This window comes from Mesorhizobium sp. Cs1299R1N3 (genome assembly GCF_037179625.1).
Lineage (GTDB): Bacteria > Pseudomonadota > Alphaproteobacteria > Rhizobiales > Rhizobiaceae > Mesorhizobium > Mesorhizobium salmacidum.
On record NZ_JAPYKQ010000023.1, the window covers coordinates 35347 to 55589 of the forward strand.

Consider the following 20243-nt stretch of genomic DNA (forward strand, 5'->3'; position numbering starts at 1 on the left):
CACGGAAGGCCGCCGGCTTCGAAAGAAGCGGCGGCCTTTTCCGTTTCATGGATTATTGGGTCAGTATGACCTTTTCGGTGTTGCGGATGATTTCCTGAAAGGCATCGTCCAATTCACCTCCGGTGGACACCTCGAAATAATGTCTCTCGGCGGCGGAGGCGTCTTTCGACGAACAATCCTTTAGCACCGCCTTTGCCTGGTCCCGCTCGGTTGCCGACATGTCCTTGTCGTTCAGGTCGAAGCCGATGGTGAAAATCTCGATGCCGTCATTTTTCATGTTGCCGCACAGCGTTTCGGCATTGCCGCGCGCAAGGTTACCCTGGCTGTTGTAGCTCCCGGCGACACCCGCGAAGGCCGTATTGAACTGGCCATCCGTCATCAGGATTGCGACCTTGGCAATCTTCTTCCCATTGGGATTCGAAGCGCCGTTGCCGAGGCCGGCATTCTTGATCGCAGTGCGCCATTGCGGCGACAGCATATAATAGGTCCACTGAATGGCGATCGCGCCGGCTGTATAACCACCGGCCCGGAAGTCGTCGATCGAATCAAGCAATGCATCGGAATCCGCGGTCAGCGGGATCACTTGTGCGTCAGGACACCTGTTCATTCCCTCGCCGCCGAGATGATCATCCCGATTGACCAGGGCATAATATTTCTTGCCGTTCCTGTCGGTGCGAACAGTGTCTGGGCCGTCGGCGCTCAAATCCGCATCGCCGTTTTGGTTCTTGCGCTCGGTAGCGCAACTATCCGGGCGCGGCATGGCCGCACCAACAATGGAGATGTAGTCGCTGAAGGACGGCAGCAGATTTTTGCCCGTCTTGGCAACGAGAAGCGAACTGCCGGCGACGGGTGGCAGTTCAGAGCTCCCTTGCTTTTCGGCATAGACGTTTTCGGCCAGTTTGCCGGCGTTCACTCCAGATGCATAAGGCACAATCGCGACACGGACGCGGGGGTTCTTCGGGTCCTGGTTCTCGAGCATCGTCTGGACGGCATTTCTCGCAGCGGCTATCAGATCGCCGATCTTGTTGACATTGCCCCGCTTGGCCATCGATCCCGTTATGTCGAGCATCATGGCCACCTCGATCTGCTTGTCGGAATAGAGCGCTGTGGTGGAAGCGCCGACGCGCTGCATGTCACCGGTGCTGAACAGCGGGAAATAGAGGCCGACATCGACGTGGGCATCCGCCTGGACCGTATTGGCGGTCCTGTCGACGATCAGCTTGTCGAGCACGATCTGGCCGGCCTGCAGAATTCCGGCGGTAGCGTTGGCGTCGAGAAAGGCCTGCACGGATTTGTTTGCGTCGGCCTCCTTGATGGCGCCGGTGGTCAGGTCACGTGCCGTCGATGTCACCGCCGCGTCGACGACGCCCTGCAGGCTCGATTTGGCATTGTAGAGCTGGGTGACATTGACCGAGAAGCCCGCGACCAGCGCCAAGACCGAGGCAGCAAAGCCGAACAGGACCGCGAAATTTCCACCGCGATCTCTGGCGAACCCGCCGACCGCGTGAACAAGACCCCCGTAATTCCGCATCCAACCGCCTCCGCTTGCCTCGGCCTCGTCGCCGCGGACAGGGCAATGCAGGATTCCAGCCGGATGACGCCACCTCCGGCCGCAACACCTTCGGCCAGAGATCAAACCGTTGTTTTTGCTTGCTCTCGACCTTCGCAAAGGTGAACGACTGGTAAACGAAAAACCACGATCGTCGCCGCGTTTACCAGGCGCTTACCATGCTCGAGACGAGGTAATCGCCGAAGCCTTGGCGACGTCCTGTTGCGGCACAGGCCTTCTGTGCCGAAGCGGACCAACTGTCCCAGGGTTGCGAGGCATGGCACAAACCTACAGCATGTCGCGGCGAATGGGTGCGCCCGACCTGCTGTAGGCTTCTGATTTAATGCATGTCGTTGTCCCGGAACCGAGGACACTTCCGGGCGACATGCATTAGCCAACGCGTTGAGATTCAGGTCAGGCGGACTCGAAAATGGCTGACGCCGAGAGCTAGGCCAGCACCTGCGCGCTGACTGTCCTGTCGATACCGCGGTGGGGTGGATTGAACAGCCTGCCTTCCTGTTCGTAGGTCCATACCTTGAACAAGGTGAGCCGGTGCGGGCCGAAACTGTGCAGCAAGGGAACGTCGGTGGCGTCGCGGCCGCGCGCGATGACGACCCGACCAACCCTGGGCCGGTTATGGCGCGGATCGAACGTGTACCACTTGCCGTCGAGGAACGCTTCCATCCAGGCCGAGAAATCCATCGGCGCCGGATCGGCCGGCACGCCGATGTCGCCGAGATAGCCGTTCACGTAGCGTGCCGGAATGTTCATGCACCGGCAAAGCGTGATCGCCAGATGGGCGAAGTCGCGGCACACTCCGACGCGTTCCTCGTGCGCCTGCGCGGCGGTGCGGGTCGAACGCGCATAGCCATAGCCGAAGGACAGGCGGTTGTGGACATAGTCGACAATCGCCTGCACCCGCGCCCAACCGGACGGAAGATGGCCGAAAAGCTGCCAGGCGAGATTGCTCAGATGATCTGTCTCGCAATAGCGGCTGCCCAGCAGATAGAAGAGCACCTCGTCGGGCAACTCGGCGACCGGCATTTCCCGGGCCAGCGTGTTGACCTCGTCCGTCTCGCCACTGTCCTCGACAACCGCGTCGTAGAGGATGCGAAAGCCGCCGGCGGGCGCGGTAAAACGGCGGCAGGCATTGCCATGCAGGTCGTGATAGAGCCTGGTCGGCACCGATGGCGAGATGAGCACGCGTGTCTGCCGCTTGATGTCGGCCCGCCTGTCCTTGTGGATTTCGAGCAGAGAAATCACCGGGGTTGCCTCGGCGCATTCAATCGCGATCTCGTAGCCGAGGCGTATCAGCATGGGCGTCGTCCCCTGGTTCGCGCGATGGGAATTGTACGGTTTCAAACGTTGCAAGGTGACGGTGGTTCCCTGGACCGCGACCCAAAAGCGCTCGCGCCTTTCCATGTCGGCACCTTGGCGTTACGGTTGCGTCCTCCCTCGACACCCTCCCCCGGACTTCAAGGAAAATCATGTTTGCTGGCAAAAAATTCGCCGCCTTCCTCTTCGACATGGACGGCACGCTCATCAATTCCATCGCCTCGGCGGAGCGGGTCTGGGGCGACTGGGCGCTGCGCCACGGCCTCGACGTCGCGGCCTTCCTGCCGACAATTCATGGCGTGCGCGCGATCGAGACCATCACCGCCCTTGCACTCCCGGGCGTCGACCCGACACACGAAGCCGATCTACTGCTGAAGGCCGAGGCCGACGATCTCGAGGGCATCCTCCAGATCTCCGGTGCCGTGGCGTTTCTCAACGCGCTGCCGCCGGAGCGCTGGGCGATCGTAACCTCGGCGCCACGCTCGTTGGCGCTTGCACGCATGAAGGTCGCCGGCATTCCTGTCCCTGGGGTCCTCGTCGCGGCGGAGGATGTTTCCCGTGGCAAGCCGGCGCCCGACTGCTTCCAGCTCGGCGCAAGACGCCTTGGCTTCGACGCGCGTGACTGCCTGGTGTTCGAGGATGCCCCGGCTGGCATCGCGGCGGCGGAGGCGGCGGGAGCGTCGGTCATGGTGATCAACGCCACGCACCAGCATCCCCTGGCAACACAGCATGCCGCGATCGCCGGTTACGACGAAATCGACATCACCTTCGACGAACGCGGCTGGGTCGCGCTCGAGCCCCGGCGCAACGCAGCTTAGAGTGCAGCGCGGCCTGGAGTGTGCCGAGATTCAGGTCAGGCCGAGTCGAAAACGGAAGCTGCCGAGAACCGGAGCGGAGCGTACTGAGCTACGGGAGCAACGGAAGCGCAGGCAGCTTCCGTTTGCAGTCTCACCTGAATATCAACACACTCTAGAAGTCGCTGGTCAGGCCTTTGACCTCCCAGTCGCCATAGCGGCCGGGTTCCTTGCCGCCGCGGCCGCCGATTTCCCGGGGCAGTGCTGCTTCCTTGCGGCGGTAGTCTTGCCGTCTTGCCTCGGCTTCCTGCAGCGCGCGGCGGGCGGCGGGCGTCAGCTCTTTTGGCGGCTCGCCGTCATCCGTGCCGGCTGGCGTTTTACTGGTTTCATCGTTCATGCGATATCTCGAGCGGATTGAAACAGGAACAGGCGTTTCCCATCATATAACGATGACGTCACGAGGATCGACCCTTTTTCACCACCATCCGGACAGGAGCAGACGATGAACACCATTCGCACCGCCATGCTTCTCGCCGCCATGACTGCGCTGTTCATGGGCGTCGGCTTCCTGATCGGCGGTTCGGGCGGCATGATGATCGCCCTGCTGGTCGCTGCCGGCACCAATTTGTTCAGCTACTGGAACGCCGACAAGATGGTGCTGTCGATGAACCGCGCCGTCGAGGTCGACGAGAAGAACGCGCCGGAATATTACGCCATTGTCCAGGCGCTGGCCAAGCAGGCCGGGCTGCCGATGCCGAAAACCTATCTGATCGACAATCCGCAGCCGAATGCCTTTGCCACCGGCCGCAATCCGCAGAACGCGGCCGTCGCCGCCTCCACCGGCCTGCTGCAGCGGCTGACCCATGAAGAGGTCGCCGCCGTGATGGCGCATGAGCTCGCCCACGTCCAGCACCGCGACACGCTGACCATGACCATCGTCGCCACCTTTGCCGGTGCCATCTCGATGCTCGGCAATTTCGCCTTTTTCCTTGGCGGCAACCGCGACAACAACCCGTTCGGCTTTGTCGGCGTGCTGGCGGCGATGATCGTCGCGCCCTTCGCGGCCATGATCGTGCAGATGGCGGTCAGCCGCACCCGCGAATATGAGGCCGACCGGCGCGGCGCCGAAATCTGTGGACACCCGCTATGGCTGGCCTCCGCGCTTGACAAGATCGCCCGCGGGGCCGAACGCATTCCCAACCCCGATGCCGAGCGCAATCCCGCGATGGCGCATCTCTTCATCATCAACCCCCTGCATGGCGAGCGCATGGACAGTCTGTTCTCCACCCATCCGAGCACCGACAACCGCATCGCCGCCCTGCAGGCAATGGCGCGGCAGATGGGCGATGGCGCTCCGCGAACCGCGCAGCGCCAGGCACCGACGCCATCGCAAGCGGACGAGCCGCAAGCGGCTGGACCGTGGGGCAAGCCGGCCGAACCGGAGCAGCCGGCCGAACCGGCCAGCCCGAAATCCAATCCGTGGGGTCGCAACCCGACGGGGCCCAAGGGCCGGTGGTCGTGAGCGTGGCGGGCAGAGCACCTCGACGCACGGTTTCAGGCGATCAGGAACACAATGCCGGCGGCGAGTTCGTTGCCGGCCTCCCCGCGCGGAAGGCTGCGGCGCGGCTGCTGGCCGCAGTCATCGACGCCCGCACGCCGCTTGACGGCCTGACCGATCACGAGAACGGCCACCCGCAATACAGGGCACTCGATTTGCGCGACCGTGGCCTGGTGCGCGCCATATTGGTCACCGCGCTGCGCTACCGCATGACAATATCGGGACTGCTGGCGCGGCGCCTGGAAAAACCGCTGCCGCCCAACGCGACCGCCTTGTCGCACATACTGCATGTGGCGGCGGCGCAGATCCTGTTCCTCGACATCCCCGACAGCGCCGCCGTCGACCTTGCCGTGACCCACGCCAAGTCCGACCCCCGCACGCAGCGCTTTTCCGGCCTGGTCAACGGCGTGCTGCGCACGCTGGCGCGAGCCAAGGAAGCCGAGCTTCCGGCCGCGCTTGCCGCCACAGACGAAGCGCCAAAATGGTTTTCCGACCGGCTGAAGGCCGCCTATGGCACCGAGAAGGCCCGGCAGATCCTGGCTGCCCATCGCCACGAGGCGCCGGTCGATTTCTCGGTCAAGGCCGATGCCGAACTCTGGGCCGAAAAGCTCGGCGGCATTGTCCTGCCCACGGGAACGGTTCGGGTGGAGAAGCTAGCCTGCGCCGTCACGGAATTGCCGGGCTTCGCGGCGGGGGCATGGTGGGTCCAGGATGCGGCGGCCAGCCTTCCCGCCCGGCTGTTCGGCGATGTCACCGGCCTGCGCGTCGCCGACCTTTGCGCAGCGCCCGGCGGCAAGACCGCGCAGCTCATTCTCGCTGGCGCCAGGGTCACAGCGGTAGACACCTCGAAGAACCGCTTGGCGCGGCTGGCGCAGAATCTCGACCGCCTCGGCCTCTCCGCCGACATCGTCCAGGCCGACCTGCTCAAATACGAGCCCAGCGAATTGTTCGACGCCGTGCTGCTCGATGCGCCATGTTCCTCGACGGGCACGGTGCGGCGACATCCGGACGTGCCGTGGACCAAGACGGCGGCGGACGTCGAAAAACTCGCCGACCTCCAACGCAGGCTGCTCGCCCGCGCCGTTACGCTGGTCAGGCCCGGCGGCCGGATCGTCTTTTCCAATTGTTCGCTCGACCCGCTCGAAGGCGAAGAACTGCATCGTTCCTTTCTCAAGGACACGGCTGCGGTCATTGACGATCCGCTGCGGCAAGGCGAGATCGCCGGCATCGATTCGTTCCTGACGCCGCAAGGCACACTGCGCACCACGCCCGCCGATCTTGACCTCGGCGCGCCGGAGCGCTCCGGGCTGGACGGCTTCTTCGCCGCGCGCATGCGTCGAACCTCGGCCTAAGCACTGGGATTTGCAGATTTTTTTAGGAAGGAACCGGTCCAAAAGCAGGGGACCCGGCGCCGTCCTATGGAATTCGCCTTCGCATAAGTTCTTGAATCATATAAGCTTGTGCTTGGGGTAGAGGACGATCAGGAGGGGTTTTGGCACTGGCTGCCAGCAACACGACGCGTCTGTGGACGCTGGTCGCGAAGGAGTTCTGGCGCAAGACGCGCCGGCGCCTGCGTGCCAGCCCGGTCTATCGCTGGCGCTATTCCGGCCGCACGCCCGAACGTGTCCTGATCGCGCCGCCGGACCTGCGCCTCGCCGACCCGCAGATCGCACTCGAGATCTATTACGGCCGCTATCCCCTGTCTGGCCATCTGGTCGAGACCGGCGGCAAATCCCCTTTCCAGATCAATGTCCCCAATCACGGGTGGCAGAAGACGCTGCATGGCTTCCGCTGGCTGCGCCACATGCGTGCCGCCGGCACGGAGCTCGCCGCGGCAAACGCCCGCGCGCTCGTCTCCGACTGGATCGCCATGCATGGCAACCATATTTCAGGCATCGCCTGGGAGCCAGGCACGACGGCCAAACGCATCATCGCCTGGCTGCAGCATTCTTCCGTCGTGCTGCAGGGCGCCGAGTTCCCCTTTTACCGCGCTTTCCTGAAATCGCTGGCCATGCAGATCCGCTATCTCAGGTCGATGGCGCGCGAAATGCCCGACGGCAAGGACCGGCTGCGCGCCCGTATCGCGCTGGCCTTCGCGGCACTGTCCCTGCCGGCGCCGGCTTCCGCGCTGCGCGGCGCCACCCGCAACCTTGCCGGGGAACTCAATCGCCAGATCCTTGCCGACGGCGGCCATATCTCGCGCAATCCAATGGCGGTGCTGGAAATCCTCGCCGACCTCCTGCCGCTGCGCCAGACCTACGCCAACCAGGCCGAAGCGCCGCCGCAGGCGCTGATCGGCGCCATCGACCGCATGCTGCCGGCGCTGCGCTTCTTCCGCCATCAGGATGGCAGCCTCGCCCGCTTCAACGGCATGGGCGCCACAATCCATGACCGCATCGCCACCATCCTGCGCCATGACGACACCGCCGGCTCCCCGCTGCTGCATGCGCCGCATTCGGGCTATGAACGGCTGGCAATCGGCGGCACCACCGTGATCGCCGATACCGGCCTGCCGCCGCCGGTCGACGTGTCCAATGCGGCCCATGCCGGCTGCCTCGCGTTCGAACTGTCGTCGGGCCGCCAGCACTATATCGTCAATGCCGGCATCGACACCTACGGCGCCGCCGAGTTCCGGCCACTGGCCCGCGCTACCGCAGCGCATTCGACAGCCACCATCAACGACACGTCTTCGGCGCGTTTCACCCACGCGCTGCGGGTCAACGACCAGTTGGGTTCACCATTGATCGGCGGCCCGCAGCAAGTGCAGTGCAAGCGGATCGACCAGAAGGGCGTCCACGGCTTCATCGCCCGCCATGACGGCTATCTGCAGCGTTTCGGCTTCCTGCACGAGCGCGAGCTGAAACTCTCTTCGGACGGCAATGTGCTGGCGGGCCGGGACCGGTTCCAGCGGCCCGGCAACGCCGCGATCCGCAACAGCGGCCGCGATTTCATCACCGTGCGCTTTCACGTCCATCCGGACATCAATCTGCTGCAGGACGAACAGGAGCGGCTGGTGCTGACCGCCGACCAAGCCGACACCTGGGTGTTCACCTCGGACGAAGTGGTGCCCGAAGTTGAGGAATCGATCTATTTCGCCGGTCTGGGCGGGCCGCGCCGCAGCCGCCAGATCGTGCTCGCCTTCAAGGCGTCCGAAATTGCCGAAGTCCATTGGCAGCTGACGCGGACAAAGATCGCCGGTTATCCCGAAAACAACTGACCCGCCGCCAAACCAGTCGGCTCAAGCCTGCCGCGGGATACCGAAGGCGTCATAGGTGCTGAGCGATGGCGGGCCGGCGAAGGCGAAGCGGATCTTGTCGACCATCGCCGCCGCCTCGCCGCTTCGGTCATAGCGCTCGGCATCCTCCGCCGTGCTCCAAACGGTGATTGCCATGAACGTGTCGCGCGCCTGGTGCTGCTGCAGCAGCACGGCGCTGATATTGCCCTCGGCAGCGCGGATGGCGGGGATCGCCTCGGCCTCGTAGACTTCCCGCAACCGCTCCGTCGTGTCTGGCAACGCCATGAACTGGCCAATACGCACGAATGCCATAGGTTTTCCTCCATCGCGAGCAGATGAGCCTATACTGGATGCCCTCAATTTCATATGAAACCGCCGAATGACGCGCGACGCTTGATTTCCGGGCCTCATATGCTACGGCGCGGGCATCCATCACACCAGCCGTGAAAGGCCGCCAGCCAATGGCCGTCGCCGCCAAGAATATTCCCGTCCCGGACCTCGTTCCCGTCCGCCGTGCCTTGCTCTCCGTCTTCGACAAGACCGGGCTGATCGATTTCGCCAGGGCACTGGCCGCGGCCGGTGTCGAGCTCGTCTCCACCGGCGGCACGGCAAAAGCGATCGCCGAAGCCGGCATGGCGGTGCGCGATGTCTCCGAGCTCACCGGTTTTCCCGAGATCATGGACGGCCGCGTCAAGACGCTGCACCCGTCCGTGCACGGCGCGCTGCTTGGCGTGCGCGACGATCCCGAGCATGCATTGGCGATGCGCAAATACGGCATCGAGCCGATCGATCTTGTCGTCTCCAACCTTTATCCGTTCGAGGAAGTCCGCCGCTCCAGCGCCGAGTACGCGGCGATCGTCGAGAATATCGACATTGGCGGCCCGGCGATGATCCGCGCCTCGGCCAAGAACCATGCCTATGTCGCCATTGTCACCGATCCCGGCGACTACGCCGCGGTGCTCAACGCGCTGGAGATGAACATCGGCTCGCTGTCGCTGGATTTCCGCAAGAAGCTGGCGGCCAAGGCCTTCGCCCGCACCGCCACCTATGACGCGGCGATCTCGGGCTGGTTCGCCGAGGCGCTGGAGATCGAGCATCCGACCTGGCGCGCCTTCGGCGGCAGGCTTGCCGAGGTCATGCGCTACGGCGAAAACCCGCATCAGGATGCCGGCTTCTACGTCAATGGCGACAAGCGGCCAGGCGTCGCCACGGCGCGGCAGCTGCAGGGCAAGCAGCTATCCTACAACAACATCAACGACACCGATGCCGCCTTCGAACTGGCCGGCGAGTTCGATCCGAACCGCTCGGCCGCCGTCGCCATCATCAAGCACGCCAATCCGTGCGGCGTGGCCGAAGGTACGTCGCTGAAAGCGGCCTACGCCAAGGCGCTCGCCTGCGACCCGATCTCGGCCTTCGGCGGCATCGTCGCCTTGAACCGCACCCTTGACGCCGAGGCGGCCGAGGAAATCGTGAAAACCTTCACCGAGGTGATCATCGCCCCCGACGCCACCGACGAGGCCGCGGCAATCATAGCTGCCAAGAAGAATTTGCGCCTGCTGGTCACCAGCGGCCTGCCCGACCCGCGCACGGCAGGCACGACGGTCAAGTCGGTTTCCGGTGGCCTGCTCGTCCAGGGCCGCGACAACGCCGTGGTCGACGACCTCGAATTGAAGGTGGTGACGAAGCGCGCGCCGACGCCCAGCGAAATGGCCGATCTGAAATTCGCCTTCCGCGTCGCCAAGCACGTCAAGTCGAACGCTATCGTCTATGCCAAGGACGGTGCCACCGTCGGCATTGGCGCCGGCCAGATGAGCCGGGTCGATTCCTCACGCATCGCCGCGCGCAAGGCGGTCGACGCGGCGGAGACGGCAGGCATGGCGGAGCCTTTGACCAAGGGCTCGGTGGTCGCTTCGGACGCCTTCTTCCCCTTCGCCGACGGCCTGCTGTCGGCCATCGAAGCCGGTGCCACCGCCGTGATCCAGCCGGGCGGTTCGATGCGCGACGACGACGTCATCGCCGCCGCCGACGAACACGGCATCGCCATGGTGTTCACAGGCGTGCGGCATTTCCGGCATTGAGGAGCTTCTTCCCTTCTCCCCTTGTTGTGGGAGAAGGAAGAGGCGCTGCTATTCAACTGGCCGATCCGCCGGATACGGTGTGCGAACCAGGATCGCCATGCCAATGGCCAGGAACAGGATAATCGCCGCCATGCCGAGCCGCGCCGAGCCGCTGGTGGCGGTAATCGTCGCCACCATGAACGGCGCCAGGAAACTGGTTGCCCGCCCGGCCAGCGCATAGATGCCGAAATAGCGGCCGGATTCGGCTGCGGTCACGCTGCGCGCCATGTAGGAGCGCGACGACGCCTGCACCGGCCCGAAAGCCAGGCCGATCAGCAGGCCGTACATGATGTAGGCCTTTTCGGCCGCCGTGCCGAACAGGCCTCCCGAGTCGGCGGTCGAAAGCTGGATCAGGCCAAGCAGCGTGAAGCCCGGCCCGGTCGAGACGACGCCGATGGTGGCGATGGACAGCATGACCAGCGAAATCATCACCACCGCCTTGGAACCTAGGCCGGTGTCGAGCCGCGCCGCGATCCAGCAACCGAAGATGGCGACGACGTTGAGGATGATGCCGAACATGCCGATCTCGGTGATAGACCATTGGAACATGCCCGCCGCGAAGGTGCCGCCCAGCGCCAGCAGCGCATTGACGCCATCCTGGTAGATCATGCGGGCGACGAGGAAGCGGAAGATGCCGCCACGCTTGCGCACCTCGGCCAGCGTCGATTTCAGCTCCGACAGGCCTTCGCGCACCGCCGGCCCGATCGCGATGCCCTTGATGGCGTCGGGCGTGAAGAAGAACATCGGCAGGATGAACAGGAAATACCAACCGGCCGACAGCGGCCCGGTGGCGCGGGCATCCTCGCCCAGCTTGGGGTCAAGACCGAACAATGGGGTGATGCCGATGATCGTCTTGCCGGTTTCCGGCGAGCCGGCCAGGCAGGTGACGACGAAGATCAGTGCGATCATGCCACCGAGATAACCGAGGCCCCAGGCCACGTTGGAGATGCGGCCGATCTCGCTCTTCGGCACCAGGCGCGGCATCATGGAATCGTTGAAGACGGTGGAAAACTCCGCCGCCACCGACGCCAGCGAGAACAGCGCCACGATCAGGAACAGGTTCGAGCCGGGCGCGGCGAACCAGAGCAAGGTGAGACTGGTGACCTTGATCGCGGCGAAGAAGGCGATCCATGGCTTGCGCGGTCCGGTCTGGTCGGCGATCGAACCGAGGATCGGCGACAGCACCGCGATGACCAGCCCTGCAGCGGCGATGCCATAGCCCCAGACGGCTTGGCCGGTGGTGGGATCGCCCGCCATGCGCGAAACGAAATAGGGGCCGAAAATGAAGGTGGTGACGACCGTGAAGAAGGGCTGCGCCGCCCAGTCGAAGAACATCCACCCCCAGATGCCGCGCCCGGACGCGCGCTGCACTGTGTCTACCGCCATAATGATTCCCCCGGCACCCGCTCCGCCCATTTCGGGCGCCATGTCTGCATGTTTCGAATGTTCATGCAAATGGACAAGCGCTGGCTCACATTCCCGTCAGATCGCTTATCAGGCCCGACGCAACCGACAGCCGCGACACGGTGATGTCGCCGCCTTCCGTCAGCGCCTGTAGCCGATCGCGGATGCGCGCCACCCGCTCGCCGCCGGCTTCGAGCCAGGCCGCCACCGGATCGGCCGCCTTGGACTGGCCGGTGAGGGCGGCGACCGCGATGCCGCGCCGTGCCGCGCCGATCGTGTCGGTGGCGCGGGACAGAGCGAGTTGATCATAATAGTCCGAAGGCGTGATCGAGCGCGCCGCATCCTCGACGCGCGGGATGCGGAAGGCATCGCTGACGGCGAAGAACGCCCTGGCGGCCGCGACGATATCGGCACCGGCGGTGCGCGCCGTCAGCGCGATGTCGGGGATGAGCTCCGCTGCCTCGCTCATCGCCAGCTGCTCGGCCAGCTTCTCCGGGGCGCCAGCCTTGAACAGCCCGTGCCGCTTCTCCTCGATCCGCTCGCGGGAAAAAGCCGGCAGCAGCGATACCAGTTTGGGCTCCAGCGCCTTGCGCGCATCCTGCAGTTCGGCGATGCGCTGGCCGAGCGGTGCTGTGCCGGCATCGTTCTTCAGATACCAGCCGCTGCTCATATAGATGAGCCGGCTCACCATCTGATAGAGATCGAGCTGCACCTGGCCGTCGATCTGGTTGTCGAGCGCGTCGATCTCGCGATAGAGCGCCGGCAGCGCAAAGCCATCGCGCACCACGGCGAAGGTGCGCACCACATCGGCGGCGGTGCGCCCCGTCGCTTCCTGCAGCCGGTTGACGAAGGACGGCCCTCCGCGATTGACCAGGTCGTTGGCCACGACACGGGCGATGATCTCGCGGCGCAGCCGATGACCGTGGATCTCGGAAGCGTATTTCTTCGCCATCCGGTCCGGGAAATAGCCCATCAGGTCGCGGTCGAAATGCGCATCGTCCGGCACGTCGCTGGCGACGATGTCGGAAAACAGCACGATCTTGGCATAGGCGAGCAGAACGCCAAGCTCGGCCCGGGTCAGCGGCTCGCCGCGTGCCTCGCGCTCGGCAAGGGCCAGCGGCGACGGCAACGTCTCGACCACACGATCGAGCAGGCCGCGCGCTTCCAGCGCCGTCATGAAGCGGCTTTGATGCGCGATGTCGGCGAGACCGCGCTTGCGGGCGATCGAAAGCGCCAGCGTCTGCTGGTAGTTGTTGGACAGCACCAAGCCGCCGACCTCGTCGGTCATCTCGGCCAGCAGCTTGTTGCGCGCCGGACGCGTCAGCGATCCCTTGCGCATGGCGGACGCCAGCGCGATCTTGATGTTGACCTCGACGTCGGAGCAGTTGACGCCGCCCGAATTGTCGATGGCGTCGGAATTGCAGCGGCCGCCACTCATGCCGAACTCGATGCGTGCGCGCTGCGTCACACCCAGATTGGCGCCCTCGCCGATCACCTTGGCGCGCACGTCGAGCGCCGTGATGCGCACGGCATCGTTGGCGCGGTCGCCAACCTCGGCATTGGTTTCGGTCGACGCCCTGAGATACGTGCCGATGCCGCCGAACCACAACAGGTCGACCGGCGCCTTGAGGATGGCGGTCATGATCTCGACCGGCGTGGCGGTCGTCTTGGCGAGGCCGATCGCGACCGCCGCGGCCACCGGCAAGGTGATCGACTTCTGGCTGCGCGAGACGATGACCCCGCCTTCCGACAGCTTGGTCTTGTCATAATCCTGCCAGCTCGAACGCGGCAACGCGAACATACGCTCGCGCTCGGCCATCGAGGCCGCCATGTCAGGATCCGGATCGATGAAGATGTCGCGATGGTCGAAGGCGGCGATCAGCCGCGTTTTCGGCGACAACAGCATGCCGTTGCCGAACACGTCGCCCGACATGTCACCGACACCGACAACAGAGAACGGCGAGGTTTGGACATCGCGGTTCATCTCGCGGAAATGCCGCTTGACCGCTTCCCAGGCGCCTTTGGCGGTGATGCCCATCTTCTTGTGGTCGTAGCCGGCCGAACCGCCGCTGGCGAAGGCATCGTCGAGCCAGAAGCCGTGCTTCTCCGAGATGGCGTTGGCGGTGTCGGAGAAGGTCGCCGTGCCCTTGTCGGCGGCGACGACGAAATAAGGATCGTCCTGGTCGCGGCGCACCACGCCGGCCGGCGGAATGACGCCGTCCAGACCGATATTGTCGGTGATCGACAGCAGGCTGGAGACAAAGTTCTTGTAAGCCGAGGTGCCGGCCTCGAAAATGGCGTCGCGGCCGGCGCTCATCGGCAGCTTCTTGGGATAGAAGCCGCCCTTGGCGCCGACAGGCACGATGACGGCATTCTTGACCTGTTGCGCCTTGACCAGGCCGAGCACTTCGGTGCGGTAGTCCTGGGCGCGGTCCGACCAGCGCAGGCCGCCACGCGCCACCGGGCCGAAGCGCAGATGGAGGCCTTCGACCTCGGAGCCGTAGACGAAGATTTCCCGCCATGGCCGCGGGGCCGGCAATCCCTCGACCGCTTGCGATTCGAGCTTGATCGCCAGCGATTGGCCTTTCTCGTTCGTATCGGCAACGAAATGATTGGTGCGTAGCGAGGCTTCGATCAGATTTAAATAGCGGCGGATGATGGTGTCGTCGTCGATGTTGGGCACATCTTCCAGCGCATCCCTGATCTTGGCCTTGAGGTGCTTGGCCGCCACCACGCCTTCCGTTTCCGCCGTCGGGCCGAGCCGCGCGATGAATAGGTCATGCAGGCCGCGCGCGATCTCGGGATAGCGGTTGAGCGCCGCGGCAATGAAATCCTGGCTCTGCGGAATGCCGACCTGCTGCAAATAGCGGCCATAGGCGCGCAGGATCGTGATCTCGCCCGACCACAGGCCGGCGGTCTGGGCAAGGCCATTATAGCCATCATTATCGACATCGCCGCGCCATACCGACAGGAAAGCGTCCTCGAACAGCGCGCCGCCGTCGGCGAGGTCGATCGGCTTGCCGTAGCTGTTCTCCAGCTCCATGTCGTGGATGAAGACCATCCCAGGCTGATCACTATTGATCATGCCGGAGGCTTCGTCGCCGACTTCGAAAGTCCGCTCGCTGATGACACGGAAGCCGATGTTCTCCAGCACCGGAACGCGCCGCGACAACGCCACCGGGCTGCCATGGTGATAGATCTTCAGCGCGGCCTGGTGCGGCTTCTGCTCGGCATGGCGGTAATAGTCGATAGCGATCGGATTGCCGGCGCTGATCTTGGCGATACGTCCGGCGTCGGCCAGCGCCACCGCCGCGCTGAACGTATCCCGGTAGCTCTCCGGCAGCCGCGCGGCGATAGCTTTCAACGCCGGGTCGCTGCCGCTGGCTTCGGCCGCATCGGCAAGCGCATCTTCCCAGGTGCGCACGATGTCGCGGATCGCCGCCTCTATCGTCGCCTGCTCGACCTTCGGCGTCTTGCCGCCGGAGCGGCCGATGATGAAGTGAACGCGCGCCAGCCCGCCCTCGGGAAAGGCCGGGTAGTAGGCCGACAGCCGGCCCTCGAACACGGTTTTCAGATAGGCGCCGATCTTCTCGCGCACGACGCTGTCGTAGCGGTCGCGCGGCACGAAGACGAGGATCGAGACGAAGCGGTCGAACTGGTCGGCGCGCACCAGCGCTCGCACGCGCGGCCGTTCGACCAGGCCGAGAATGGCAGCGGCATGCTTGCGCAGGATCGGCACCGGCACCTGGAACAGCTCGTCGCGCGGGTAGCTTTCCAGCACGTTGATCAGCGCCTTGCCGGAGTGGTCATGGCGGTCGAACCCGGACTTGGCGATGATGGTTTCGGCCTTCGACCTGAGATACGGGATCTTCATCACCGACCGCGTATAGGCGGTCGAGGTGAACAGGCCGACGATGCGCAGTTCGCCCGCCAACGCGCCCTTGGCGGTGTAGGTCTTGACGCCGATGTAGTCGAGATAGATGCGCCGATGCACCAGCGACTTGGCATTGGCCTTGGTGACGATCAGCGGCTCCGGTCCGTGCAGGAAAGCACGGATTTCCGGCGTCGTCGTCACCGCCTCGGTCCCGCGCCTCAGCACCAGCACGTCCGGGTCGGTCAGGATGCCGAGGCCGGGCTTTTCGGCGCGTTCCAGATTGCCGCTTTCCTCGCCGCCGGTGTATTTGAATTCACGCATGCCGAGGAAGGTGAAGTTGTCGTCGCGCAGCCACTCCAGGAAGGCGATGGCCTCGGCGACGCTCTTCTTGTCGAGCGGCACCGCCGAATAGCGGAATTCGGAGATTGCCTGATCGAGCCGGGCCAGCATCGGCCGCCAGTCGTTGACCGCGGCGTGGACCTGTCCAAGCATCTTGCGCAGCCGCTCGGTCAAGCCATTTGCCTGTTCCGGCGTCAGCCGGGGAATGTGGACATGGATCACGCTCAGCCGGTCATGGCTTCCGTCATCCCTGGCGAAATTGCCGTCGCCGAGGATTTCGTCCACACCCGTCTTGCCATGGCGAACCGCGATCACCGGATGGGTGACCAGGGTCGGTTCACCTGATGTCTCTGTGACCTCGCCGAGGATGGAATCGAACAGGAACGGCATGTTGTCGTTGACGACCGTGATGACGGTTACCGGGCGGCCTTCGCGAACGACGCCCGAATCGGCTTCGACGGCGACGACGCACTCACTCTTTTTGTGAACGGCGACCGCCTGGCCGGCGAGATCGGCGGCACGTTCGAGGTCCGTCACGTCATAGGCGGCGATATCCTCCGCCGGCGCGCGGGCGAGCAGGTAATCGGCAAGCCTGGCTGGTCTGTCCTCGATCTTCGCCGCAGGTGCCTTCTTCTTCGACTTGGCTGCGGACTTCACACTGGCCATGACGCTTCTTCCCTCCCGTCGCATGCTTTTGCGACTATGGTAGCAGATGACCGCTGTTTGGCGACAAAGGTTTGACGGCTTGCCAAGAATTGTCGGAATTCGGCGGCGAGGCATCGCCTGACGAGGAGAAATGATCCATGACCGGCAAAATCACCGCGCTTGACCTGGCCTCGGGAGAGCTGAGCGAGCCGACAAAAGCCTATTTCGCCAAATGCGAGGAAAAGCTCGGCCTCGTCCCAAACGTGCTCAGGGCCTATGCCTTCGACGACAAGAAGCTGCGCGCCTTCACCGACATGTATAACGACCTGATGCTGGGCGAATCCGGCCTGTCGAAGCTGGAACGCGAGATGATCGCTGTCGCCGTCTCCTCCATCAACCACTGCTACTATTGCCTGACCGCGCATGGCGCTGCGGTGCGTCAGCTCTCCGGCGATCCCTTGCTCGGCGAGATGATGGTGATGAATTTCCGCGCCGCCGACCTTTCCCCGAAGCAAACGGCGATGCTCGAATTCGCCGTCAAGCTGACGCAAGAGCCGGCCAGGATCGTCGAGGCCGACCGCGCGGCGCTACGCCAGGCCGGCTTCAGCGATCGCGACATCTGGGACATCGCCTCGACCGCGGCCTTTTTCAACATGTCGAATCGTGTCGCGGCCGCGATCGACATGCGGCCGAACGACGAATATCACGTCATGGCGCGATAGGGCCACGCGCGCTCCACCATCGGTCCTGGTTCTCATCAAGCGTTGACAGGCAGACACTGCCGGCTAGGTTTCCGGGAAACAAACTTTCCGAGGGGTGAAACTTCGTGCCCGAGGCTAACGCTTCGAGAATGGGAGCCTTTATGCTTGACCGAATTGCCAAACCCACGATTGTTCTCTGCGCCCTGACCATGACGCTGGCGCTCGCATCCCCACCCGCCCATGCATTCGAGGCGGCGACAGCCTACCAGCCCATTTTCGAGACGGCGGCGGCCAGGACAGTAACGTTGACCGGCCACGACCTGACCATCGACCAGGTCATCGACATCGCCCGCAACGGTGCCAAGGTCGAGCTCAGCCCGGAAGCGCTGCAGCGCTCGGCGGATGCCTACGGCCTGCTGCTCGAGGGTGCCGCCGAAGGTATCACGATCTACTGGTTCAACCGTGGCGCCGGCGACCAGCGCGAAACGGTGATCTTCTCCGGCGACCCGACGACGCCGGAAAACAGCAAGCTCCTCAAGGATCAGCAGCTCGCCCGCTTCAAGGGCGGGGTCAACAGAGGCTACGGGCCGGAGCTGCAGGAGGAGGCGCTTGTGCGCGCGATCATGGCGATCCGCGCCAACACCATGTCCTACGAAGCCGCCAGCCCGCAGCTGACGCATATGCTCCTCGACATGCTGAACAAGCGGGTGACGCCGGTCGTGCAATCGCGCGGCACGCTCGGCGAAGGTGACCTCGCGACACTCGGCAATATCGGCGCGGCCATGGTCGGCGAAGGCGAGGCCTACCTCAACGGCGTTCGCATGCCGGCCGCGCAGGCCCTTTCGCAGGCCGGCCTGAAGCCGCTCGAACCGTTCGCCGCCGATCAGGCCGCGCTGATCAGCAGCAATGCCTACGCGCAGGCACAGGCGGTGCTTTTGCTGGAGGACGCGCGAAAACTGCTGGAATGGACCGACCTCAGCTACGCCATGGGGCTGAACGGCATGAATTCCAGCGTGACGCCAATATCGGTCCCGGTGCAATCGATGCGGCCTTACCCGTGGCTGACATGGGATGCGGCGAGGATCATGGACATGATCAAGGGTAGCTATCTCTTCGATGAGGATGCGGCCCGCATCATCCAGGACCCGGAAAGCATGCGCGCCTCCAGCCAGCGCCAGGGCTCGGTCTGGCAGGCCTGGGCGGATCTGCGCCAATCCGTGCTGCTCTCCATCAACTCGTCGGATCACAATCCGGCCGTGCTGCCGGGCCTGACGCCGCAGAGCTCGCCGGAGCTGAGCACACCGCAATTCATGAAATATTACATCAAGGGCGGGCCGCTGAGTAACGGCAAGTCCGGCTATATCTTCTCCAACGCCAACTGGGATCCTTATCCCATGGCCAATCAGGTCGAGGCTTTCACCATCTCTCTCACCAACCTTGGCGTCGCGGTGGCGCAGCGCATCGAGCGCTTCCGCAATCCCTTCTTCACCGTGGTCAAGCCGGCCGATGTGCTGAAGCCCGAAGAGCGTAACGATATCCCGACCTTCGACGGCTATCTGCCGACCGATCTTTGGCAGGAACTGGCCGACCTCGGCACGCCGGTGACGCCGAATGGCCAGGCCATCGTCGCCACCGTCGAGGACCTCGAAGCGCAGACCCGCATCAAGACGCAACGCGCCCGCCAGGCGGTCGACGTGTCGTTTCACCTGCTGGCGCAGGACCTGTTGACGGCAAGCTATTGGATGGAAATCCGCAAGGCGCAGAACCCGCAGCGGAAATTCGGTGAGGCGCCAACCGCGGCACTCGAGGCGCTGCGCCAGGTGATCCCCTGGCATCAGGCGGCATCGGAACGGCAAAAGCGGCCGCTCGGCATGGTCGCCTATGATTTCATGCAGGAGAACCCCGCCTCGAAATTCTATCCCGGCGGACCGCAGGCGCCGAAGAGTGCCGCCTTTCCGACGGCCGGCGTTCTGCCCAAGTGATGAAAGCCGCCGCAAGGCGGGTATCCAGGAACCGATGCCCACCTTCAGGACGGTCCAGTAGCATATGGCGATCACCTCACGGAGACGAATATTAGCGCTGGCGAATTTTCATTGCCTGCTGGTCATTTTGGTCCGATGATCGGCAGGCGGCATGACCGCATGTCGGTTCGATGCCGCTGATCAGGGAGGAGAGCATGGCAAAGTTTCTCTACATCTATCATGGCTCGGGCAAGATGCCGGCGAACGAAGCGGACCGCAAAGCAATGACCGACGCCTGGACAGGCTGGTTCGGAAAACTCGGCTCGGCCGTGGTCGAGCGCGGCAATCCTGTCGGCATGTCGAAGACGGTGCTGCCCGGCGGCAAGGTCGAGAACAATGGCGGCAGCAACCCGACCGGCGGCTATTCGATCATCGAGGCGAAGGACATCGATGACGCTGCCAGCAAGGCCAGGGAGTGTCCGATCCTGATGGAGCCGAACTGCAACGTCGAGATCGCGCCGATCATCAACATGATGGGCTGACGCCTGAGCAATTCCAGGAAAGGTGTGAAGCGGTTTTCCCCGGAAAAGCGCGTAGCGCTTTCCCTAGAGCCTTTCACGTTTTGACGGAAGCGTATCCTGCGTTTTCGAAGTAGTTCTTACATTCGGCTGCCTCGATGGTTTCGACGAGATGTCCGATGTGGCGCCACGTGTCCTCGACGGTGCGTTTCT

14 protein-coding genes and 1 pseudogene are annotated in these 20243 nt (G+C 64.1%); 8 read left to right on the forward strand and 7 right to left on the reverse strand.

The window, feature by feature from the left end; all coding sequences use genetic code 11:
* Positions 1-52: 52 nt before the first annotated feature.
* A complete protein-coding gene (locus O7B34_RS29150) occupies positions 53-1531 on the reverse strand; it encodes a TadE/TadG family type IV pilus assembly protein (protein ID WP_337149256.1) in 1479 nt (492 codons plus the stop codon).
* A gap of 465 nt (positions 1532-1996) precedes the next feature.
* A complete protein-coding gene (locus O7B34_RS29155; RefSeq protein WP_337142393.1) occupies positions 1997-2866 on the reverse strand; it encodes a transglutaminase-like domain-containing protein in 870 nt (289 codons plus the stop codon).
* 170 nt (positions 2867-3036) lie between these two features.
* On the opposite strand from O7B34_RS29155, the gene O7B34_RS29160 reads away from it, so the two are divergent.
* On the forward strand, positions 3037-3702 hold the full coding sequence (locus O7B34_RS29160) for an HAD-IA family hydrolase (protein ID WP_337149257.1): 666 nt from the start codon (positions 3037-3039) through the stop codon (positions 3700-3702).
* Between the two features lie 151 nt (positions 3703-3853).
* Here the strand turns inward: O7B34_RS29160 and O7B34_RS29165 are convergent, their stop codons facing one another.
* On the reverse strand, positions 3854-4075 hold the full coding sequence (locus O7B34_RS29165) for a DUF1674 domain-containing protein (protein WP_027145146.1): 222 nt from the start codon (positions 4073-4075) through the stop codon (positions 3854-3856).
* Between the two features lie 105 nt (positions 4076-4180).
* On the opposite strand from O7B34_RS29165, the gene htpX reads away from it, so the two are divergent.
* The 3 genes from htpX (at position 4181) to O7B34_RS29180 (ending at position 8453) form a co-directional block, all read left to right on the forward strand.
* Positions 4181-5200, forward strand: coding sequence for a zinc metalloprotease HtpX (gene htpX, locus O7B34_RS29170; RefSeq protein ID WP_337149258.1), 1020 nt, complete (start codon positions 4181-4183; stop codon positions 5198-5200).
* Positions 5197-6588 (forward strand): RsmB/NOP family class I SAM-dependent RNA methyltransferase, encoded by a 1392-nt coding sequence (locus O7B34_RS29175; RefSeq protein WP_337149259.1) that lies wholly within the window; start codon positions 5197-5199, stop codon positions 6586-6588. The genes htpX and O7B34_RS29175 overlap by 4 nt, the downstream gene beginning before the upstream one ends.
* A gap of 140 nt (positions 6589-6728) precedes the next feature.
* Complete coding sequence (locus O7B34_RS29180) at positions 6729-8453, forward strand: heparinase II/III family protein (protein WP_337149260.1); 1725 nt, start codon at positions 6729-6731, stop codon at positions 8451-8453.
* Between the two features lie 21 nt (positions 8454-8474).
* On the opposite strand, the gene O7B34_RS29185 is transcribed toward O7B34_RS29180, so the two are convergent.
* Entirely contained in the window at positions 8475-8783 is a 309-nt protein-coding gene (locus tag O7B34_RS29185) for a putative quinol monooxygenase (RefSeq protein WP_337149261.1), read from the reverse strand.
* Between the two features lie 149 nt (positions 8784-8932).
* Between O7B34_RS29185 and purH the strand changes: the two genes are divergently transcribed.
* Complete coding sequence (purH, locus tag O7B34_RS29190) at positions 8933-10549, forward strand: bifunctional phosphoribosylaminoimidazolecarboxamide formyltransferase/IMP cyclohydrolase (RefSeq protein ID WP_337149262.1); 1617 nt, start codon at positions 8933-8935, stop codon at positions 10547-10549.
* A 48-nt stretch (positions 10550-10597) separates the two neighbouring features.
* Here purH and O7B34_RS29195 read toward each other — a convergent pair whose 3' ends face one another.
* Positions 10598-11974 carry an MFS transporter gene (locus O7B34_RS29195; protein WP_337149263.1) on the reverse strand — a complete coding sequence of 459 codons (1377 nt, stop codon included), beginning with the start codon at positions 11972-11974 and terminating at the stop codon, positions 10598-10600.
* Positions 11975-12059: 85 nt separating this feature from the next.
* Complete coding sequence (locus tag O7B34_RS29200; RefSeq protein ID WP_337149265.1) at positions 12060-16871, reverse strand: NAD-glutamate dehydrogenase; 4812 nt, start codon at positions 16869-16871, stop codon at positions 12060-12062.
* A gap of 137 nt (positions 16872-17008) precedes the next feature.
* Here O7B34_RS29200 and O7B34_RS29205 point away from each other — a divergent pair, with 137 nt between their 5' ends.
* The 3 genes from O7B34_RS29205 to O7B34_RS29215 all read left to right on the forward strand — a co-directional run bounded on the left by O7B34_RS29205 (position 17009) and on the right by O7B34_RS29215 (position 20054).
* Positions 17009-17572, forward strand: coding sequence for a peroxidase-related enzyme (locus O7B34_RS29205; RefSeq protein ID WP_337149267.1), 564 nt, complete (start codon positions 17009-17011; stop codon positions 17570-17572).
* Between the two features lie 140 nt (positions 17573-17712).
* Positions 17713-19533 carry an aromatic amino acid ammonia-lyase gene (locus O7B34_RS29210; RefSeq protein WP_337149269.1) on the forward strand — a complete coding sequence of 607 codons (1821 nt, stop codon included), beginning with the start codon at positions 17713-17715 and terminating at the stop codon, positions 19531-19533.
* 194 nt (positions 19534-19727) lie between these two features.
* Complete coding sequence (locus O7B34_RS29215; protein WP_027145156.1) at positions 19728-20054, forward strand: hypothetical protein; 327 nt, start codon at positions 19728-19730, stop codon at positions 20052-20054.
* Between the two features lie 73 nt (positions 20055-20127).
* Here the strand turns inward: O7B34_RS29215 and O7B34_RS29220 are convergent.
* Positions 20128-20243: pseudogene (locus O7B34_RS29220) on the reverse strand (IS630 family transposase); the annotation flags it as partial.